Origin of the sequence: Gordonia sp. NPDC127522, from assembly GCF_042672305.1 — a bacterium.
GTDB classification, from domain to species: domain Bacteria; phylum Actinomycetota; class Actinomycetes; order Mycobacteriales; family Mycobacteriaceae; genus Gordonia; species Gordonia hongkongensis.
In genome coordinates this window covers 37,234-54,736 of record NZ_JBHXVK010000025.1, presented here as the reverse complement: position 1 = coordinate 54,736, position 17,503 = coordinate 37,234, and the positions used below count along the sequence as shown (strand labels likewise).

Here is a 17,503-nt window from a genome sequence, read left to right as displayed (position 1 = left end):
CAGAGCCCTTGAACGGACCTCTGGATCGATCTTTTTAGGCATGAGCTCATCCTTCCTGACTCAGAAGGAAGCGGCATCAAACCAGGGGTGATTCAAGATCCGCCACCACGGCTGGACGCCCGTGCTGCGCACCAACAAAAAGACCGTCAGCGTGCAGACGCCCGCACCGTTCGGCGGCCGCCTCATCCGCCACACCGTGCCCTACCCCGAAATCCAAGGCCACCGCCCCGCCGAGGCTGCCGAGAGTTCCGAGGGCGCGGCGACGGCATGACCAAGCAGCCGGACCCACCCCGCGACGGCGGGGCAGGTCCGGTGCTTCAGGCATCGAACCGCCAAGCACCGCAGGGCGCTCCGCGCCCACCGCACGCCAGCACTCCCGCAGCGAAGCATCCGCGAGTCACGTCCGTACACCGACTACAGCGCCTGTGAACCGGCGGTTTGCTATCGTGGCCGAGCATTCATTCTCACGTTGCCACACAACCGAGATGAAGCTCCCTGGGAGGGGAGACGCGAGGACTCCCCCAGACTTCCGCACCGTCTCCCCTCCCCCAGGGTCATAGGCGGCGCCCGCCGAAAGATCCATCGCACCAACAACTCTCGCCACCGGGTACGTTGTTCCGCCTCGCTCGCCTTCCGGGGCTTTGCCTGGCCTGCCGAATTGTCATGACGCCCAACCGGACCGCGTCAATTCTGCTTCGGCAACAACTCGCCACGCGCTCTGCCTCGCTGACGCTCGGCGACGCTCATTTCGCGGCGACTTCTTCCCTGCACTCCATTGACACCCCCCGGCAGGGCGAATGGGCGGCAGATATCAGGAAAAGCACCACCACCAGCCACCCTGAAAAGAGTCTGTGAACAGCGAAAACAGTTGCACCCCAACGTAATACGCGATACACTAGACGCAACATCCAAGCACTCGCGACGACACCAGAGAAGGACCGACACCATGAGCGAGAACACCACGATCACCGTCTACACCAAGCCCGCGTGCGTGCAGTGCCACGCCACCTACAAAGCCCTCGACAAGCAGGGACTGGACTACCAGGTGGTCGACATCAGCATCGACGCCGCCGCCCGCGACTACGTGATGAGCCTGGGCTACCTGCAAGCCCCCGTCGTGGTTGCAGGCAGTGAGCACTGGTCGGGATTCCGGCCCGATCGGGTCAAGGCACTGACCTCCGCGGCCGCGTGACCCGGGAAGGACACCGAGACCGATGACAACCACCCCGACCCCGAGCGAGGTGACCGAGGCCGAGTTGTACGACGAAGCCCGCGCCTGGATCGCTGACTGCACCGATCAACTCCCCGCCGACTGCGCCGACCTCACCGCCCCCGAGGTCCGAGCCCTCATCTCCCGCAACTACACCGGCGGATGGGATGCGTTCACCGACGCACTCACCCACGCCCACTACTCCCACCGGACACGATGACGATGGCAACCATCGACTACGCACAACGCGCCGTGACCTACTGGGCGAAGTCTGAACTGGCCTACGCCGAGGGTGATCCCCGCTACGGCGACGAGCTCGCTGAACTGGCCGCCCAATGCGAACAGTGGGCGTACGAAGACCTCACCGGCGTCCGCAGCGACGTCGCTTAACCACCGACACGAACACGAGGAGACAGCAGGTGATCGTCATGGCCGACAAACCCGAGGTCGCACACACCGGCCCGCCGCAGCCGCCGGCCACCGCGATCGAACCGCTGCCCGAACTGGAAACCGTCACCCCCGTAGACGACCTCACCCTCACCGGTGCGCTCAGTGACGACCTCTCCGAACTCGATGACACGTTCGCCCTGGAGCTGGACATGCTCACCGCCCTGTTGTGGGCGCCGCCGGCACTGGCAAACGCGGTCGTGAACGCTCTGGTCGGCACCCGGGATGACCGGGACACCGGCACCCCCACCACTGCGCTTCCTCCCGGCACTGCGTTGTTTTGTCGCTCCGTTCATCAAGACGTCTTCGACACCGTCGTTGCGTTGCTCGACGAAGGTAGCCCCGCCACACCCGTTCTGGTCAATGCGCGGTTTGCCGATCGAGGACTGACGACCCGCACGCGCAGCGTCATGCTCGAGATCGCTTCCCCGCGGCACGGCCGCCCCGTCGCCGGCAGCGCCGACCTGCCCCACCTGGCCGCGGCCCTCATCGACGGTTGGTACCGCCGCGGCTACCGCGCACTGCTCGCCCGCATGACCCAGGTGACCAACGAGCGGCCCACCGCCGAACTCGCCGGCCACTGGACAGCCCTCACCGCACACCAGCAGGCCGCCGAAACCCGGTGGCTGGCCATCCGCGACACCCTCGCCCGCATCTGACGCCACTGCTCACAAGGAGAGAACAGCCTATGGAATTGACAGCCACCATCCTCATCGCGGTCGGGGCCGTCTCAATCCTCGCCGCTGGGATCGTGGGGCAGCGCGTTGACCACTTCCGGCCCCGCCACCACGAGAACGCCGCGGAGGCTGTCGCCCGCGCACGACAACTCCAAAGGGTCGCGATAACCTGTGGCGCAATCACAGTCGTATGCGGTGCCACCGCAGTTGCCCTCAACAACGGAAGCACGTTGACGTGGGTGGCCGGCGCTGTGTTGCTAGTTGCGGGAGCGGCCCAGTGCTTCCTCATTGCGCGGGCTCGCATCCCCGATGTTCAACACCTTCGCGACCTCGGCTTCGACAACGGAGAAGGCACGCCGTGACTACTGAAGACGCCCCCGACGCCCACGACCGTGAAGTCCAGGATCTCGCCGCCGACATGCGAGAGCACGGCCGCAGCTGGGCCGACATCGCCCAGGACCTCGCCCTGCCCGAAGCCACCGTCAAACTCGCCGCGGCACAAGCGCACCAACGGGCTGCCGAGCTCGCCGCCCGCGACCAAATCGCCCTGTTCTGAACCCTGCATCGCCTGCGCCGCGATCTCCCGGACCCCGGGGGATCGATCCGAAACGTGACGACATTGAGTTCCTGACCCGCTCGGCGCGCGGTGAGTTCACCGAGGGCGAGGAAGTCGCCGAAGTCCTCGCGATGATCACCCGCCGCCGGATGCGCGGGTCAGATTAGTACGAGCCCCAGGAACAGCAGCGCGCCGCCGCCGGCGAGGTAGGCGGTGAGTGTCCGGATCTGGGTGGACACATTCACGCCGGCGTTGCGGTGCAGCGCTTCACATCCGACCCACACCGCGATCAGGACGAGTGCGACAACGCCGACCCGTCCTTGTGTCGGGCCTAGTCCGAGCCAGGCGAAGAGTTCTGTTGCCATGGTGGTGACAGTAGGGTTTCTCGCGTCACTCGCAACCCTCAGCTGCGGCTGCGGCGGCGGCCGGCGGTGTTCGCGGATGCGCCGAAGCCCAGGAGCATGAGCCCGGGTAGGAGGCAGAACGTGGTGGCGACGCCGACCAGGAGCGCGCGCAGGACCAGTGGTGTCCAGGTGCGGCCACGGTCGTAGTAGGGCGAGCGGCCGGGGTAGGGGTTGGCTACCCAGCCGGCCGGCCGGGGCGGGTCGGTGAGGTAGCCGATGAGCAGGGCCAGCAGTCCCATGACGACGCCCACGCCCAGCAGACAGAGGATCGCGATGACGCCGGTGTCCATATGTTGGTCCTACTTCCTCATGCTGTGAACGGGTTCCGCGCGGTGGTTGGGTTGGGGTGGGTTGATCTGTGCGTACCAGATTTCACCGACACGTACCGGGTTGTGGGTGGGAGGCCGCACCCCTCGTGACGGCCTCCCACCCGCTCACCGGATCGGTTACCGCCCGGCGGGTGCGGGGGCGTGGGGCCAACTCACGGTCAGCCCGGGGACGGCTTTACTCAGTTGGTCGGTGACGTCCTTGGTGACCTCACGGACTGCCTTGTGCGCCTGCGGTGCGGCTGCGCCCAGGACCGCATAGGGGGCCTGAGCCTGTTCGCCGGACCACCCCGCCCGGATCGTCTGACCGGCTACGTCCACCGACGCCGACACGTCGCCGCGGACGTTGACCTGATAGTCCACAGCTGGCAGACCGGCGCGTGCCGCTTCGGGCGCCGGCAAGTGCACCTCGAACTGGTTGGGTCCGGTCAGTGCATGCTTCGGAGCGGTGCGCGGTCGAGTTTCGGGCTGGCCGGGTAGCCGCGGCTGAGTCGGGTTCGCGCCCGGGTCCCCGGCGCCGAGGGCATGCGCGAGGAAGCCGCCGACAGCCCCGCCGGCCACACCGCCGACGACTGCGGCCGGGATGCCCAGGGCGGCAGCGCCGATCGCCGCGCCCGCGGCAGCGCCGATGAGTGCGCCTGGGCCGATGTTCGCGCCAGGGAGGGGCGCGGGCACCGCCCAGCCGATGAGCGCACCGACTCCGGTACCGATCAGCGCACCACCGACACCGCCGGTGACCGCGGCGGGAACGCCGAGGGCGAGTGCGCCGGCGGTGCCGCCGCCCATCACGCCGATGATCGTTGCCGCGGCCTGTCGCGACGCCTCATCTTCGGGGATGCCCACGCTGATGAGGCCCTGAGCGATCTTCGCTTCGCCGTAGGCCGACCACGCATTGATCGAGTTGATTTGCTCCTGGGTGATACCGGGGAACTGCTTCTTGACGTCCTCGACGGGACGGATGTGGTTGCCCACGCGCAACATCTCCGGCGGCGGGGCGATCGGCTTCACCGGCGGCGTCGGGCGGGGTGCGGTGTAGGCCCGCGGCGGGGCCGGGGTGTATGGCCGCTCGTAGGTCGGCTCGCTGTAGGTCTGCGGTTCGACGTAGGGCTGGTACGGCGCTTCCTGCGGTGGCGGCGGGATGAACCCGCGGCCCGGCGGGGTGGCCGGCGGGGGCGGGGGCGTGGTGACTCCGCCTTGGTCGTCAGGGGTGGGGCTGTCGGTGACCCCGCCCTGGCTTGGCGGGCTCGGGGTCACTCCGCCTTGGTCGGGGGTGGCCAGCGCGGGCGCGGCGGACAGGCTGAGTCCTGCGGTCACCGCGGCCGCGAGCACGGCTGCGGTGAGGTGGTGGTGGCGCGAGTGTTCGGGGTTGGCGCGGTGTCGGGCGGTGGGGCTGTGAGTAGACGGCATGACTGGCTCACGGTCCTTTCGTTGGGTTGGTGGTTGCCGGTGTGGCAGGCCAGGGTGATTCGTTGTTAGGTGATCGCCTCGATAGAGACGATCCAGCTCTTTCCGTCGGTGGTCGTGGTTTGCACGCGCTTGCGGAAGACGGTCGGGGCACCTCCTCCCGGTGCGGTCTCGGTGAGTTCGACGGTGTAGAGGCCTTTGCCTTCGTCGGTGATCGACAGACAGTGGCGGGTTCCGGGTATGCGTTTGTCGATGAAGGGCTGCATCTGTTGTGCGCTGCCCATCCGTGCGGCGGGGGTGCCCAACGCGCGCGCGGCCACGGCGTCGCGACGCACGTAGTAGGCGTAGTCGAATGCCTTGACCACCCCGACGCCGGAAGATTGGTCGCCGCGGTCGCGGCCGGTTGTGACGTTGCCGCGCACCGTCGAGGGACAGTCGCCATCGGCGGCGTCCGCGGCGCCCGTCGTCGACTGCTGTGGCGTCGATGTCAGGGCCTGGACGGGATCGCGTGGCGCGGGCTGGTCGGTGCCGGGTAGCACCAGCACGAGACCAGCGCCGATCACTGCGGCCGCGGCGGCGACAGTACCCAGCAGGATCGCACCACGCCGCAGCGCGCGCGACGACCCACGAGTGGCGGGCCGCTCACTGTCGCGTCCCGCAGCGGGTCGAGTCGCGGGCGCGGTCGCCGCGGGGACGGTGCCGAAGTGGGGTGGCACGAAGTCGTCGACGTCCTCGACGAGGTGCGCATCGGGTAGGTGACTGCTGTCGGCCTGGGGTCCGCTGTGTGCTGCCGGTGCCGGCATCGGATCGGTGACGACGGGTGGGTCAGGCTCGGGGTCGGGCCACTGGTCGGGGTTCCACGGTTCGGGCGCCGGTGGCGGCGCGGTCTTAGTGCGTTTCATGGCGGGGTCCTTCCGTGATGGGGTGAGTGAGTCCGGCTTTGGTGGCGACCGCGGCCTGCATCCAGTCGCTCAGTTGCGGGTACGTGCGGCGTTGGGTCCACCACGCGTCGCGGGCGCCCGCCCAGATGTGGGGTTGGCAGGTGAAGGATCGTCGGCGGCGGGGTGGTCCGGCGGTTGTGCCGTCGCGGCGGCCCGGTGGGATGCGGGCCGGTGCGCTCGCCAGCTGCCCGCCGTGCAGCGCCCGGGTGGTGTCGACGGCTTCGGAGATCGCAGTTTCGAGCCAGTCGGTCCACGCCGGGTGATCGTCGAGCTGGTTGGCCCACGCGTGTTTCGCTGCGGCCCAAATCTCGTCGGTACAGGAGAACGACTGCCGTTCCCTCGTCCACTCGCTGCGCTCGGGGTGCTGGTTGCTCATGTCGGGTCCTTGCGGTCGTGGGCGATGGTCTCGCCCATCCTCCCAACGAGACCGAGCACAACGAGCCCCACCAGCCCGACCGCGGCAATGGCGGGAATGCACTGCTCGGCGGGGGCGTCGCTGACGATGATGCGGGCGATGACGAGCAGGCCCGCCAGTACTGCCGCGATGCGGAAGAACACCATGGGCATGGGCAGCACGAGCGTCATGACCCAGGCGAGTGCGCCGGCTACGAGCGTCGCGGTAACTGCCAGCCACACCGCTGCGCCGACGTCGACCGTGTCGGCGGTGGGTGCGCCTGGGTCGCGGACGTAGAAGTCGCCGACCGCGCCGACAACCCAGACCGCCACCGTGGTGACCAACCATGTACCGAGGCCGGCGATCGCGGCGCTGACGGCGACGCCACCGATGTAGCGGTACACCGTCGCCGCGGCGTCGCGTGAGCGCGGTGTGCGGGTCGAGCGCCGGTCGTCGAGGAACGGTTGCGCCCGGGCGATGGGAGTGGGTTCGTGCGGGCGGGTGGTGTCGTCGCTGCCCTGCGGCCGGGTCGGGTCGATCTGTTCGCCGGTGTAGGGGTCGCGGTGCGGGTCGCGGTTGTAGGGGTCTTGGTTGTAGCCGTAGAACCGGCCGTCGCGGTCGTGCGGGCTAGTCATCGGTCCCCCCGTTACGTGCGTAGTGGTGCACGGTCACGCGCTCGCCGGCCGCGAGCACGCCGCCGGTCCTGGCGCGGTTCATGCGCTGCGGTCCAGAGGTGCGTCGCCGGTCGGCGCCGACTCGGCGGGCGCGGTGTCAGTGTGGGCCGTCGGGGTGTCGCTTGTGGCGGCCGCGGTGTCGGGGGTCGTGGCGCGAGCGCGGGCAGCGGAAAGGGCGGCGTCGGGGCGCAGGCCGATGCTGGCGAGCACCGAGGGTTTCGCGCCGGCTGCCTTGGCTGCCTCGAACGCGGCGAGTACCGCGTCCTCGTCGGCCCACTGCTGTCGCGCAAGAGCTTCCATCCGGTCGAAGGTGTCGCGCAGCGAGGCTGCGTCACTCCACCACGACCGGGCGGTGAGTGCCTTGGCCTGACGGTCGCGGTCACGGCAGGTCGCTTCGTAGGTGGCCACCGCCCCGGACAGTTCGGCGATGCGCGTCTCGACACTGTCGGACAGAAGTTCGCGGCGGTAGGCGTCCAACGCCTCCTGCGCCGCAGTTGTCTTGGAAGCCATCTGCTGGCCACTCCCCTCTGCTCGGTGTTTCGGAGCGGGTTGCAACCCGCTACATTGTTTCTAATGCATCTAATGGTTCTAAATCAAGCACCCGGGGCGGTGCGGCGAGCCGGGGTCGGCTTCGCGACCCACGGCCTTGCCCGCCGTTGTCCCCAGCGCTTGAGACCGAACCCCCGCCCATCCGGGGCGGGTCTGTCTACCGAAATCCGCGGGAGCAAGATATTCCAAAACCGGCCGGTTTTGGCTTGCGCTGGCCGCGGGCTGTGGCGACACTCGGTGGTGTCGCGTCCGGTTGCGGCGGGCGCTGGTGGTGTCCGGTCGGGCGGCGACGCCCGGACGAGGGAGAGGTGAGGGCGGTGGCGGGAGCGGCTGCGCGGGGGCATCGTCCGCACGTGCCCAGTGGGCGCAGGCAGCCGCGCAAGGTCTACTTCGACGGAGAAGAACGCGCGGTGATCGAGGTGGCCGCGGGAATGATGGGGCTGCGCTTCGGTGCCTACGTCGCCTCGGCCGCGGTGCGAGATGCGCGGTCGTTAGTGGCGCGCAGCGGCGTCGCCGGAGACCACGCCGTCGACGGCGATGGGACGAGCGCCCCGGTCGGTCTGAGTGTGTCCGAGGCCCAGGACCTCCTTGACGATGTGCGTCACTTGCGGCGGCTGCTGGGCAATGTGGCCGGCAACCTCAACGACGTGGCGCGCCACGCCAACTCGACCGGCGAACTCGCCCCGGAGTCGGCGGCGGTACTGGACTACGTGCGCCGCACCAACGACAAGCTCGACACCGAACTGATGGGTTTGCTGCGGAGGTTGCGGTGATCGACAAGATTGGTCGCGGCTGGGACGCGCCGCATCTGATCAGCTATCTGATGGGTCCGGGTCGGGCCAATGAGCACACCAACCCGACAGTCATCGCCGCCTGGCACAACGACCCCGGCGCGTTGCAGCCGGGCAAGATCGGTGCCGGCGATTTCGATTTCGACCCGGCCGGGCTGGCTGCGCTGCGCGAGCATGTGCAGGCACCGGCGGCCGCGGCCGGGTTGCCCACCCGGCAGCCCGCAGAGGGCGAACCGTTCTACACCAAGCACGGCTACGTGTGGCACGCCTCGATCGCGATTTCCGCCGAGGACGTCGCCGCGCATGGCCCGCTGTCACACGAGACGTGGGCGCAGATCGCCCGCGATGTCATGGACCGGACCGGCATCGCCGCGGCCGACGATCCCGGCGGGTGTCGGTGGGTGGCGGTGCATCACGGACTGTCGGAGGCCGGCAACGATCACATCCACATCGCCGCAGTCCTGGTCCGCCAGGACACCGGCCGTCGGCTGCACCCGCGTAACGACTACCACGCAGTGCGGGCGGTGATGCGGGAGTGGGAAGACCGCCTCGGCCTGACGACGACAGCGCAGAACGACCGCAGCGCGGCCCGCGAGGCGACCCGCGGCGAGCATGAGAAGACCCAACGCCGCCGCGACTCGGGCATGCCCGCAGCAACCCGCACTGATCCGGCCGAGACGATCCGCGGGCAGCTGCGCCAGGCCGTCGCCGACACCGCAGCGGTCGCCGGCGACGGTGAAGCCTTCCTGGCCGGGCTGCGCGAGCGCGGATTGCTGGTGCATCTGCACCACAACCGCGACGGCGCGATCGACGGGTACGCGGTGGCACTGCGCGGCGATGTCAGCGCCGAGACCGAAGCACCGATCTTCTACGGCGGTTCCAAACTCTCGCGCGACTTGTCGTGGCCGAAGCTGTCCGCCGAGTGGCAGCGACACGGCGGGACGGTCGCCGAGCGGCCCGCGAAGGTCACGATCGACTTGACCGCCGGCGCGTTCGACCGCGCCCGCGCGGCAGTGCAGCGCGCGCACAGCGCGCTCGCCCACGCCGACAACCCGGCCCATGGCCGCGACATCGCTGTGGCCGCGCACCGCATGATCACCGCGTACTCCCGTGTCACCGACGGCACCGCACCCCCGGCGAACGCCCCACGCACGCAGGCAGTGTGGTCGTCGCACCGCAGCGCCACCGCCGCGCGTACCGCCGGGCACTCCCCCGCCTCGGCGGCGCCAGTGAGCCCGGCCGCCGACGCGCTCAACGCCGCCGCACGGGATCTGCTGGCGTTGCGGATCGTCACCGAGAAGGGCTCAGCGAGCGCGGCCAGCGCCGAACTCGCAGTCGCATTGGCACAGCTGATGGTCGAGGTCGCCGCCTGGCATCAGCAGCGCGGCGAGCTCCACGCCGCGACCGCAGCGCGCACCACCGGCGCGCGACTGACCCCCGTGTCACGGCCCGCCGCTCCCGCGGCCGCCGCACCCCGACCCACACCGCAACGCACCACCACTGCGGTGCGGCCACGCACCGAGCGTGGCCACCCCGAGCCGCCGCGGCCCCGCCGTCTGCCGTCGGCCGGCGATCAGTCACCGAAGAAGGGACCACGGCTATGAGTACAGAGCGCTCCACGTTCGATGAGTTGGGCCGCCAGAGCGACGTTCCCTCCCTCGGGCTGCCCCGCGAACAACTGCTCACCTACGCGATGCTCGCGCGCACAGCCGCCGGCGCGCTGCGTACCGTTCGGGAACGCCACGGCCGGGCCGCCTGGAACGACGCCGACGAAGCCGCCCGCATCCACCTCGCCGCCGATGCCGCTGCGATCGACGAGCTGACGCCCACCCAAGCCCAGGAGTGGAACCAGCGGGTGGCCGAGGGCAACGTGGGCATCGACCGCGTCGGCGGATCGGGGATGGTGATGGCCTACGCCGGTCTCGCTGACGGCACCGAGGTTGTGCAAGCCACCCTCGGTGACCGCACAGTCACCGTGGCCGCGGGCAGCCCTGCCACCGCGGCGCACATCCGGGAGTGGCTGGCCGCCAACCCGAGCCACGATGCACTCTCGGACCTACGCCAGACCGCCCGCGACATCGCCGCCGATCGCACCGAGGACGTGCCCGCGGCGGACGTGCCCGCAGCCGCGGCCGGCGATGACTCGGGCCGACAGCAGCCTGAGGAGGACCGCGCGGCCATCAGCATCGACGAACTGACCGCGCCCACTCTTCGCGAACGCCTCGGAGACCGTGTCCCGCAGAGAGTGTTCGACGACGCCCGATGGGCCACCGCGGAACGTCAGTTCCGTGATCTGGTGCGCGAGGGCGTCGACCCCGCACTACTCGCCGACGCAGCCGCAGGCCTCACGTTCGATCACAAGGTGCGTAGCCCGGCGGGTCTAGTCGCCTGGCAGCTACGCAAGGCCGCCCAGGGCCACACCGGCCCCACCGACGAGGACCAGGCCCGCCGCGAAGCCGCCACCGAGTGGCTGGCCACCGCCGAGGACACGCCCACCGATCGGGCACGCGCCAGCCGTCTCGTCGGGCAGATCGACACCGAGTTCGATCGGGCGCTGGCCGAGAAGTACCCGGGCATCCTCACCCCGGCGGCGTCCGACCCCGAGGACCGCTGGCACGACCACTCCGCCCGCGCGGCCACTTACACCGATCTCGCCGAAACCCATGACGACACAGCGGTGCGCGAAGAGGAAGCAGTGGCACACGCGGCGCAGCGAGTCACCGACGCGGAGCTTGCAGTGGTGGGCGGCCCGATTGCCGACGAGCAGGTTGATCCCGCCGTTGAACGTGGTGATGCAGACACGCACGAAGCCATCGCGGCCGACGAACGCGACCTGGCCGCCGACGCCGAGGGCGACCGCGCCGAACAAGCCGCCAGCCAGAAAGCGGCCACAGCGCCTTTGACCCGCGGCGCCGGACCCGCGGCGACGAACCGGTCACGCGGCCGCGCCAGCACACCCCGCGCTGCCTCGGCTGCGCGCACCCACACACAGACCCGCACGCGCGGTCGAACTCAGTGACCGATGCGGTGACCGCCGCACCCGACGATCACCGGCCCGCACTCGGCGGGTTCGGTGTCCTCGCGCGCTGGGTGTGGGTATCGCCCGCCGCGATCTTCGCCGGCCTCGGCTTGAAAGCATCGGTGCAGGAGTCGATGTCGTACGGTCTGCTCGGCGCGATGGTCGTACTGTTTGCACTGGTGGGCGTCGCGTTCATCATTGATGGGCGCACGGTGCTGTCTCAAACCCGCGACAACCTGTCGCTGATCGGGGTCGGCCCGGTGGCGCGCGACAAGAGCTCGGTGTGGTCCCGAGGACGCCTGATCGGCGCCACTGTCGTAGTCGTCGGTGGTGTGGCCGCCGCCGTGCTGGCGTGGGTCACCGCCCGACTCATGGCGTCGCTGTTCCCGCGGGCAGAGGACCTCATCGACGATCGCTACGACATCTATGCCGGTCACTCGACGCCCTATGTGTGGTTGGTGCAACTGGTCGAGAACGGCCTGTCCGAAGAACTCGTGTTCCGCTCCCCCGTCCTGGCTGCCTACCTACTGCTGCGCGCGAGCGTTCTCGCGCACAGTCGCTTCGCGTGGATGCTGTGGGCAGTCGGATCGGTTGGATGGACAACAGTGTTTGCCCTGTCCCACAGCGACTACGGGATGTGGAACGTGGCGCCCGCCTTCGTCATGGGACTTGTCTTCGTGGGTGTCACGGTCCTCACCCGCACCGTGTGGACCGCTGTCATTGCCCACACCACCTACAACACCTGGGCAGTGCTCGGCAGCCCCATCTGAGCGCTCCCCAAGCTGGGGTGAACAGGCAGAGACGAGTGAGGGGTGGGTCGGACAATGCCGACCCACCCCTCGTTGTTTCTCTGCGTCTGTCTTCGTGGAGCGACGCACGCGGTTCTGGGCGTTACGCGGACCAGGGACTGATGGCCCACCATTGGCCGCTACCGCTGCGGTAGCAGGTTCCGAACCGTGGCCCGAACTTCTTGGCGCCGAAGCTGGTGAGCCGGTTGGCGGTGGGCGCGCATTGCGCGGCGCTGCCGTGCGGGCCGACCGCGAACGCGCGATGTCCGTCGACAACGCCGATCGGAGTCACCGCGGCCGCCGCCGGCCCCGCCGTGGCGATCCCTGCACCGGCTGAGACCGCACCCGCAATCAGGACGCCAGCGACAGTGCGGCGCACCCGCTCTCGTGGAGACATGGTCATGATGTGTTCCTCTCTTCACACTGTGGCTCCTCTTGTCAGAACCACAAGGTCGCCGCAGCGTGGCTACGGAATGGGCAACGCAAGGAGTGCGGTGGCCGGGACCCCGAGCTGGGGAGGTCGGGGCCCCGGCCACCACGGTCGTTGCTCCCCAGGTGGTGCGTTGGGAGTGTCCTGAGGGGCAACGGGTTTAGGGGGTCGGGGTTGGGAGGTTAAGGACCGTCGACGGCGGGGTCTGCACGGCGGCTGTTCCGGTCGGTAGGTAGCCGTGATGGTCGGGGTCGTGAAAGGGGACGTGCTTGGGAATGCAGCGGTGAAACGGCCCCTCTTCGCTGGTGAGGATGGCCAGGTGGTGGTCGAAATGCTCTCGCAAATAGATCAGGACGGCGCCAGGCCCTTCCTGGGCGGCTTCCAGTTGGAGGGCGCGCAGCCCCCAGAGCCGGGTGATGGCTTCGGGGTGGAGATCCCATCGCGCGCACCATCGGACGCCAGGTCCGGCAGGCTTGGTTTTCACCCGCCGCTCGCACCACGCGCTGACGTTGTCGCGCACCCATTCCCGCAGTACCGCCATGTCGGGCTCGGCTCCCTGCGGCTCGGTGTCCTCACTGGCACTGTCACCGCCCTCGGCGGTGGTGTCGGTCGCCGCGCTGACGGTGGCCAGGGTGTCGGCTGCGGTGGAGCTCCACCCGTCTTCGAGTGCGGTGAGCGCGTCGCCGTGCCGGGTGACATTGTCGGTGAGCGCGTCCAGGCGTTGTCGGAGAGCTTCGACCTCGCTGGCCAGGTCCACGCCGCTCACGCCCTCGTCGTGTGCGCGGCGGCCGGAGCAGGCTCGTCGAGGTCGCGGAGGTGGCGGCCGAGAGCGTTGTCTTCCAGCGCTGCCACCGCACTGCGCCGCACCTGTGCCGTCGCGGTTTTCGCGTAGGTCTTGATGTCGGCGGCCTCGGCGTCTTCGCGATACCACGGCATCAAGTCCATGAGGATCGGCCGCGACCCTTGCCGGATCAGTAGCGCGTTGTTGCGGTCAAGGGCGGCAACCTCTTCCAGCGGCATGATCGGCTCGCGGACGAGGCTGCGAGACCGGCTGCGGGACCCAGAGCTGTAGGTGTAGCTGTCTTTCCACACTTCGTGGGTGCCGATGAGGTCTGAGACCATCCGGGCGTCGTCACGGTCTTGCAGGCCGGCGCCGATGATGCGGCACGTCGAGGCTCCCCACATCGCGCCCATCTTCTCCCGGCCCCACACGCCCATGCCCTGCTGGTAGGACTGCAGTATGACGTCGACGATGACGGCTTGGCTGCCGGCGAATGACGCCAGCGCCGGTAGGTTTTCGATCCGGCAGATGTTGGCGGCTTCGTCGAGGACCATGGTCAGCGGCGGGTCGAGGCGTCCGCCGTGGGCGGACGCGGCGAGGTTGGACAGTTTGAACACCTGGTCGACGATTGCTGCGGTGACCGGATCGGCGTTGTCCTGGTCGTCGCGGGTCATCAGGTACAGGGTGGGGCTGTGACCGGGGCGGGCGGTGAACAACGTCCACAGGTCTAGTTCCTCGATCGGCTCGGCCGGTGGGTCGTCCCAGCTGTCGGGAGGGGTGATCCAGCGCAAGGCGTCTTCGTCTTGCAGGCACTCCAACGCGGCCGAGGCCCCGCCGACGACACCGGACAAGGTTTCCGGTACCAGCTCCAATTGGCTTTCCAAGCTCAGCCCGATGCGCTCGTGCCCGTGCTTGCGGAGCAGAGCCGCAGGTTCGGGCGATTGGGTGTCGACCCAGGTGATGACCTCTCGCATGGTGTTCCCTGACACCGCGGCCGCGAGAATCATGCGCGCTAGCAACTGCTTTGAGGAGGAGTTGAAGAATCCGGAGTTGCCCGATTCGCTGTTGTTCTTGCCGGTCGCGGCCATGAAGTGGGTCGCGATGCGGCGGGCGTCGGAGTACTTGCGGACATCGCCGAGGATGTTCCACCACCACGTCTGTTCGACGAACGCGATCTGGGCGGGGTCGTAGGTGTAGACCGGGCCGAGCAGCCCGCGCAGGTGGGCGGTCAGGATCCACACGTCGGGTTTGTTCGAGGTCGCCACGACTGAGCCGAGTGCGGACAGAATGCGCGGGATAGCTTGGGAGCTGGTCTTGTTCGAGCGTGGACCCATGATGATGAGGGTGAAGTCTTCGAGCGTTTTGAAGATCAGATCCTTACCGACGCGGCCGATGCACATGGCCACGTCGCGCACGTCCATCGTGGCGAGTGTGGTTCGGCCAACGTCACCGGTGGTGTCGATGCCGCGTAGTTCTGCGCCCTTGGCCAACGCGCCTTTGCCGGTCACGTCGCCCAGGTGCGAGGTGTCGCGTAGGGCGCGCATCGCCGCGCTCTGGCCCCACCATCGTCGCGTGGCCACGAGCGCAGTGGCCACCACTGCGGCGATGCCGAGGGAGACGGCGATCACGACCCATCGCGGGATGCCGAGTGTCGAGGCCACCGCCATCGCCAGGCAGGCCGCCACGATCAGGACCACCACCACCCCGGCGATACGCAACTGTGTTTCGGTGCTTCCGTTGGCGGCCTTCCCGGTGCTCATGCCGCGTCCTCTTCGGCGTAGGTCAGGGTCGGGTCGCTCAGTGCCACATGCCGCAATCGCGCGATGATCAGCCCGGCGATCGGTGACTGGTCGTCGTGGACGCACACTGTGGGCGCCTGATGCCCGGCCAGCGCCGGCACTCGGACACGGGGGGTGTGCCCCGGTGGGCCGGTGATCAGGTGGCGGGCGTACTCGAGGTGGCGGGCAGCCAGCGCGGCGGCCTGGGCGACGAGTTCGGCTTCGGGGGCGGTGGGTCCGGCGACACTGGCGACGTCGAGGGCGAAGTCGTTCTCCCCTGCCCCGGCCAGCAGCTCCACGATCGTGGGCACCGCCCCGGCGTCGAGGAGGTGAGTGAGGGTGACGATCGGCCAGTTCACCAGGCTTGCCGCATGCAGCGCCCCGGCGAGCAGAGTGGTGGCCTCGGGGGTGACCAGGCGCAGGTTGGGTGGCAGGTCGCGGGTCAGGTGGTCGGCGGCTACCGCGGCGAGGCGTTCGTCCCAGCATTGTTCGATCAGTGGCCACCAGGTGCGCGGTGCGGAGATGTCGCTGCGCGCGGACAGGACCGCCACCTGTCCGGGTGAGTGGGCGCCGAGTACGGCGTGCACGCTTGCCCGGCTGCGGCACACCACGATCTGGGTAGCGCCATCGGTGTCGGCGGATTCGGTGCGGCGCACCGCATCATAGGGAGACATGGCTAAACCCCTTCCCAGGCGTTGTCGGTGTCGTAGAGCTTGATTTCTTCTTCGAGCAGCACCACGCGCACCGGAAGGCCCATGCGCGCCCCAGATTTGATGAGGTATTTGCCGCGGCCGGGGTGCAGTTGGCCAGGAACCCACGTCGGCGGCGCCGACCACTGGGTGACGAGCCGACGTTCGCGGCTGGTGAACGGGGTGATCTCGTGCAGCCGTTTCATCTCGGCGTCGTCGAGGCCGCCGAGGATCTTCACACCGTTGCGGGCGGCCATGCCGCGCGCCTTCGCGCGGTCCTCGACGGTCGGCAGTGCGTCGAGGTCGGTCACCGAGTGGGTGGACTGAGCGGTCACCATGCCGCGGTGCCGGTTGAGTCGGGTGGCACGGTCTTCCTTTTCCACCAACCCAGGTGCCGCACGCAGTGCCCGCCACACCTCGTCACGCGGCTGATAGATGTTGCGGCGCAGCCCACTGGCCTGCTGCGCTTCCACCACCGACGTTGCCCATGTCGAGGCGCACAGCATCGCTGAGGCCACCACGTCGTCGGACTCGTCCTCGATCGCCGACAACGACAACGACAGCGCCGGCATGTCCTTGGTGACTCTGAAACTTGATGGACGGTCGAACATTCCGCGGATCGGCCCGTCATCGCTACACAGCAGCGCCACGGCGTTGCGGAACTCGCGGACCTCGCGCTGATACGCAAGATCGCCATCCCCCGTGGCGGCCTGTGATGGGACCGCCATGATTTTGCGCAGCGGATCGCTGCCGTGGTCGATCGCTGTGAGAACTGCGGGGATGATCGGTTCATCGTCGCCGGCGGCGTCATCGGCGATGGCCACCGCCGCCCCCAGGAGCAGGCGTTCGGTCGCCGTCAGCTGCTTGCCCTCACCGACAATGGTGATCAACGACTCCAACAGTGCCAGGCGGCGCGAGTTGGCTAGGGCCATCAGCTGCTGCTTCTCACCGCCGGTCGCGGCCGCGATGACCGCGACCAGCGGCCCTCGGTCGAGCGGGTTGAGCGATTCATAGCCGCGGCCCAGTCGGACCACCTCTCCGCCCATCGCTCGAACCATGCGGGTGTACTCGTCTTTGAGGTCACCCGGGACGATCATCATGAACCCGAATCCGACGAGGCCCATCCCGAGTCGTTTGAGGCCGGTCGATTTGCCCACCCCGGGCTGGCCCTGCATCCAGATACCGGTGTTGGTGACCAGGCCGTCTTTGAGCCACTGAGCCGGGTCGAGTCCGATCGGCTCGGCGGTATGCAGGTGGTTACCGAAGGGCACGCCGCGCACCCGCGCGCCGGCCGGGGCGGGGAACGGGTAGAAGCCGGGCAGCTCGGCGGTCGTGGACTGATACAGGGTGCCCGCTTCCACATTGGGCGACCACCCGCCGAACGGCCGCCTGCGCCCTTTGGCCGGCGGGGGTGCTCCGAGCGCGGCGTTGAGCATGTCGAAGGGCATGTGCATGGGCACGTTGTCGATCGAGACCGCTTCGTCGTCGCTGTCGGCCGGCTCTGCCGGGGTGGCCCCGAAGCCCATCTTCTGCAAGATGCGGTGACCCATCGTGGCGCGCTCGGCGGTACTGAACACCGCCTCGTCGTCGCTGGCTACGCCGCGATCGGGTTCGCTGATCGTGAGCACTGAATGGTTACCCATGT

General features: G+C 68.9%; 23 protein-coding genes. 11 read left to right on the top strand and 12 right to left on the bottom strand.

The genetic code is table 11. The annotated features are described in order from the left end of the window. Nucleotides 1-121 precede the first annotated feature (121 nt). The 7 genes from ACFVHY_RS23210 to ACFVHY_RS23180 all read left to right on the top strand — a co-directional run bounded on the left by ACFVHY_RS23210 (nt 122) and on the right by ACFVHY_RS23180 (nt 2,890). Nucleotides 122-271, top strand: a complete 150-nt coding sequence (locus tag ACFVHY_RS23210; protein ID WP_390275728.1) for a hypothetical protein — start codon at nt 122-124, stop codon at nt 269-271. Nucleotides 272-946: 675 nt separating this feature from the next. Beyond that, a complete protein-coding gene (gene nrdH, locus ACFVHY_RS23205; RefSeq protein WP_390275727.1) occupies nt 947-1,192 on the top strand; it encodes a glutaredoxin-like protein NrdH in 246 nt (81 codons plus the stop codon). Nucleotides 1,193-1,214: 22 nt separating this feature from the next. After that, nucleotides 1,215-1,430 carry a hypothetical protein gene (locus ACFVHY_RS23200; RefSeq protein WP_390275726.1) on the top strand — a complete coding sequence of 72 codons (216 nt, stop codon included), beginning with the start codon at nt 1,215-1,217 and terminating at the stop codon, nt 1,428-1,430. Between the two features lie 2 nt (nt 1,431-1,432). Next, entirely contained in the window at nt 1,433-1,600 is a 168-nt protein-coding gene (locus ACFVHY_RS23195; protein ID WP_390275725.1) for a hypothetical protein, read from the top strand. Between the two features lie 29 nt (nt 1,601-1,629). After that, the gene (locus ACFVHY_RS23190; protein ID WP_390275724.1) at nt 1,630-2,316 is read left to right on the top strand and encodes a hypothetical protein; all 687 of its coding nucleotides are present in this window, start codon (nt 1,630-1,632) and stop codon (nt 2,314-2,316) included. A gap of 29 nt (nt 2,317-2,345) precedes the next feature. Beyond that, a complete protein-coding gene (locus tag ACFVHY_RS23185) occupies nt 2,346-2,696 on the top strand; it encodes a hypothetical protein (protein WP_390275722.1) in 351 nt (116 codons plus the stop codon). Next, nucleotides 2,693-2,890, top strand: coding sequence for a hypothetical protein (locus tag ACFVHY_RS23180; protein ID WP_390275721.1), 198 nt, complete (start codon nt 2,693-2,695; stop codon nt 2,888-2,890). Before ACFVHY_RS23185 ends, ACFVHY_RS23180 begins: the two co-directional genes overlap by 4 nt. Before the next feature lie 158 nt (nt 2,891-3,048). On the opposite strand, the gene ACFVHY_RS23175 is transcribed toward ACFVHY_RS23180, so the two are convergent. The 7 genes from ACFVHY_RS23175 to ACFVHY_RS23145 all read right to left on the bottom strand — a co-directional run bounded on the left by ACFVHY_RS23175 (nt 3,049) and on the right by ACFVHY_RS23145 (nt 7,543). Further along, the gene (locus ACFVHY_RS23175; protein WP_390275720.1) at nt 3,049-3,255 is read right to left on the bottom strand and encodes a hypothetical protein; all 207 of its coding nucleotides are present in this window, start codon (nt 3,253-3,255) and stop codon (nt 3,049-3,051) included. A 38-nt stretch (nt 3,256-3,293) separates the two neighbouring features. Further along, a complete protein-coding gene (locus ACFVHY_RS23170) occupies nt 3,294-3,584 on the bottom strand; it encodes a hypothetical protein (protein ID WP_390275719.1) in 291 nt (96 codons plus the stop codon). Nucleotides 3,585-3,740: 156 nt separating this feature from the next. Then, nucleotides 3,741-5,027 (bottom strand): hypothetical protein, encoded by a 1,287-nt coding sequence (locus ACFVHY_RS23165; protein WP_390275718.1) that lies wholly within the window; start codon nt 5,025-5,027, stop codon nt 3,741-3,743. Between the two features lie 65 nt (nt 5,028-5,092). Then, the gene (locus ACFVHY_RS23160; protein WP_390275716.1) at nt 5,093-5,926 is read right to left on the bottom strand and encodes a hypothetical protein; all 834 of its coding nucleotides are present in this window, start codon (nt 5,924-5,926) and stop codon (nt 5,093-5,095) included. Next, complete coding sequence (locus ACFVHY_RS23155) at nt 5,913-6,341, bottom strand: hypothetical protein (protein ID WP_390275714.1); 429 nt, start codon at nt 6,339-6,341, stop codon at nt 5,913-5,915. The genes ACFVHY_RS23160 and ACFVHY_RS23155 overlap by 14 nt, the downstream gene beginning before the upstream one ends. Continuing rightward, nucleotides 6,338-6,994: a hypothetical protein gene (locus ACFVHY_RS23150; protein WP_390275713.1), complete on the bottom strand. Its 657-nt coding sequence runs from the start codon at nt 6,992-6,994 to the stop codon at nt 6,338-6,340. Before ACFVHY_RS23150 ends, ACFVHY_RS23155 begins: the two co-directional genes overlap by 4 nt. A gap of 78 nt (nt 6,995-7,072) precedes the next feature. After that, the gene (locus ACFVHY_RS23145) at nt 7,073-7,543 is read right to left on the bottom strand and encodes a hypothetical protein (RefSeq protein WP_390275711.1); all 471 of its coding nucleotides are present in this window, start codon (nt 7,541-7,543) and stop codon (nt 7,073-7,075) included. Nucleotides 7,544-7,899: 356 nt separating this feature from the next. On the opposite strand from ACFVHY_RS23145, the gene ACFVHY_RS23140 reads away from it, so the two are divergent. From ACFVHY_RS23140 to ACFVHY_RS23125, 4 genes are read left to right on the top strand one after another with little or no spacing between them, the layout of a single operon-like run. After that, nucleotides 7,900-8,355: a hypothetical protein gene (locus ACFVHY_RS23140; protein WP_390275710.1), complete on the top strand. Its 456-nt coding sequence runs from the start codon at nt 7,900-7,902 to the stop codon at nt 8,353-8,355. Beyond that, the gene (locus tag ACFVHY_RS23135; RefSeq protein WP_390275709.1) at nt 8,352-9,977 is read left to right on the top strand and encodes a relaxase/mobilization nuclease domain-containing protein; all 1,626 of its coding nucleotides are present in this window, start codon (nt 8,352-8,354) and stop codon (nt 9,975-9,977) included. Before ACFVHY_RS23140 ends, ACFVHY_RS23135 begins: the two co-directional genes overlap by 4 nt. Beyond that, entirely contained in the window at nt 9,974-11,392 is a 1,419-nt protein-coding gene (locus tag ACFVHY_RS23130; protein ID WP_390275708.1) for a hypothetical protein, read from the top strand. The genes ACFVHY_RS23135 and ACFVHY_RS23130 overlap by 4 nt, the downstream gene beginning before the upstream one ends. Beyond that, the gene (locus ACFVHY_RS23125; RefSeq protein ID WP_390275707.1) at nt 11,389-12,162 is read left to right on the top strand and encodes a CPBP family intramembrane glutamic endopeptidase; all 774 of its coding nucleotides are present in this window, start codon (nt 11,389-11,391) and stop codon (nt 12,160-12,162) included. The genes ACFVHY_RS23130 and ACFVHY_RS23125 overlap by 4 nt, the downstream gene beginning before the upstream one ends. Nucleotides 12,163-12,283: 121 nt before the next feature. On the opposite strand, the gene ACFVHY_RS23120 is transcribed toward ACFVHY_RS23125, so the two are convergent. The 5 genes from ACFVHY_RS23120 to ACFVHY_RS23100 form a co-directional block, all read right to left on the bottom strand. Continuing rightward, nucleotides 12,284-12,583, bottom strand: a complete 300-nt coding sequence (locus tag ACFVHY_RS23120; RefSeq protein WP_390275706.1) for a hypothetical protein — start codon at nt 12,581-12,583, stop codon at nt 12,284-12,286. A gap of 187 nt (nt 12,584-12,770) precedes the next feature. Next, entirely contained in the window at nt 12,771-13,376 is a 606-nt protein-coding gene (locus ACFVHY_RS23115) for a DUF4913 domain-containing protein (RefSeq protein ID WP_390275704.1), read from the bottom strand. Then, nucleotides 13,373-15,151 (bottom strand): type IV secretory system conjugative DNA transfer family protein, encoded by a 1,779-nt coding sequence (locus ACFVHY_RS23110; RefSeq protein WP_390275702.1) that lies wholly within the window; start codon nt 15,149-15,151, stop codon nt 13,373-13,375. Before ACFVHY_RS23110 ends, ACFVHY_RS23115 begins: the two co-directional genes overlap by 4 nt. Next, nucleotides 15,148-15,843, bottom strand: a complete 696-nt coding sequence (locus ACFVHY_RS23105) for a hypothetical protein (RefSeq protein WP_390275701.1) — start codon at nt 15,841-15,843, stop codon at nt 15,148-15,150. Before ACFVHY_RS23105 ends, ACFVHY_RS23110 begins: the two co-directional genes overlap by 4 nt. Before the next feature lie 2 nt (nt 15,844-15,845). Continuing rightward, nucleotides 15,846-17,501, bottom strand: coding sequence for a hypothetical protein (locus ACFVHY_RS23100; RefSeq protein WP_390275699.1), 1,656 nt, complete (start codon nt 17,499-17,501; stop codon nt 15,846-15,848). Nucleotides 17,502-17,503 lie beyond the last annotated feature (2 nt).

Coding starts and splice junctions, on each gene's coding strand:
- nrdH (WP_390275727.1), top strand. CDS start 947: ATGAGCGAGAACACCACGATCACCGTCTACACCAAGCCCGCGTGCGTG.
- ACFVHY_RS23200 (WP_390275726.1), top strand. CDS start 1,215: ATGACAACCACCCCGACCCCGAGCGAGGTGACCGAGGCCGAGTTGTAC.
- ACFVHY_RS23195 (WP_390275725.1), top strand. CDS start 1,433: ATGGCAACCATCGACTACGCACAACGCGCCGTGACCTACTGGGCGAAG.
- ACFVHY_RS23185 (WP_390275722.1), top strand. CDS start 2,346: ATGGAATTGACAGCCACCATCCTCATCGCGGTCGGGGCCGTCTCAATC.
- ACFVHY_RS23175 (WP_390275720.1), bottom strand. CDS start 3,255: ATGGCAACAGAACTCTTCGCCTGGCTCGGACTAGGCCCGACACAAGGA.
- ACFVHY_RS23170 (WP_390275719.1), bottom strand. CDS start 3,584: ATGGACACCGGCGTCATCGCGATCCTCTGTCTGCTGGGCGTGGGCGTC.
- ACFVHY_RS23165 (WP_390275718.1), bottom strand. CDS start 5,027: ATGCCGTCTACTCACAGCCCCACCGCCCGACACCGCGCCAACCCCGAA.
- ACFVHY_RS23160 (WP_390275716.1), bottom strand. CDS start 5,926: ATGAAACGCACTAAGACCGCGCCGCCACCGGCGCCCGAACCGTGGAAC.
- ACFVHY_RS23155 (WP_390275714.1), bottom strand. CDS start 6,341: ATGAGCAACCAGCACCCCGAGCGCAGCGAGTGGACGAGGGAACGGCAG.
- ACFVHY_RS23150 (WP_390275713.1), bottom strand. CDS start 6,994: ATGACTAGCCCGCACGACCGCGACGGCCGGTTCTACGGCTACAACCAA.
- ACFVHY_RS23145 (WP_390275711.1), bottom strand. CDS start 7,543: ATGGCTTCCAAGACAACTGCGGCGCAGGAGGCGTTGGACGCCTACCGC.
- ACFVHY_RS23130 (WP_390275708.1), top strand. CDS start 9,974: ATGAGTACAGAGCGCTCCACGTTCGATGAGTTGGGCCGCCAGAGCGAC.
- ACFVHY_RS23120 (WP_390275706.1), bottom strand. CDS start 12,583: ATGACCATGTCTCCACGAGAGCGGGTGCGCCGCACTGTCGCTGGCGTC.
- ACFVHY_RS23110 (WP_390275702.1), bottom strand. CDS start 15,151: ATGAGCACCGGGAAGGCCGCCAACGGAAGCACCGAAACACAGTTGCGT.
- ACFVHY_RS23105 (WP_390275701.1), bottom strand. CDS start 15,843: ATGTCTCCCTATGATGCGGTGCGCCGCACCGAATCCGCCGACACCGAT.
- ACFVHY_RS23100 (WP_390275699.1), bottom strand. CDS start 17,501: ATGGGTAACCATTCAGTGCTCACGATCAGCGAACCCGATCGCGGCGTA.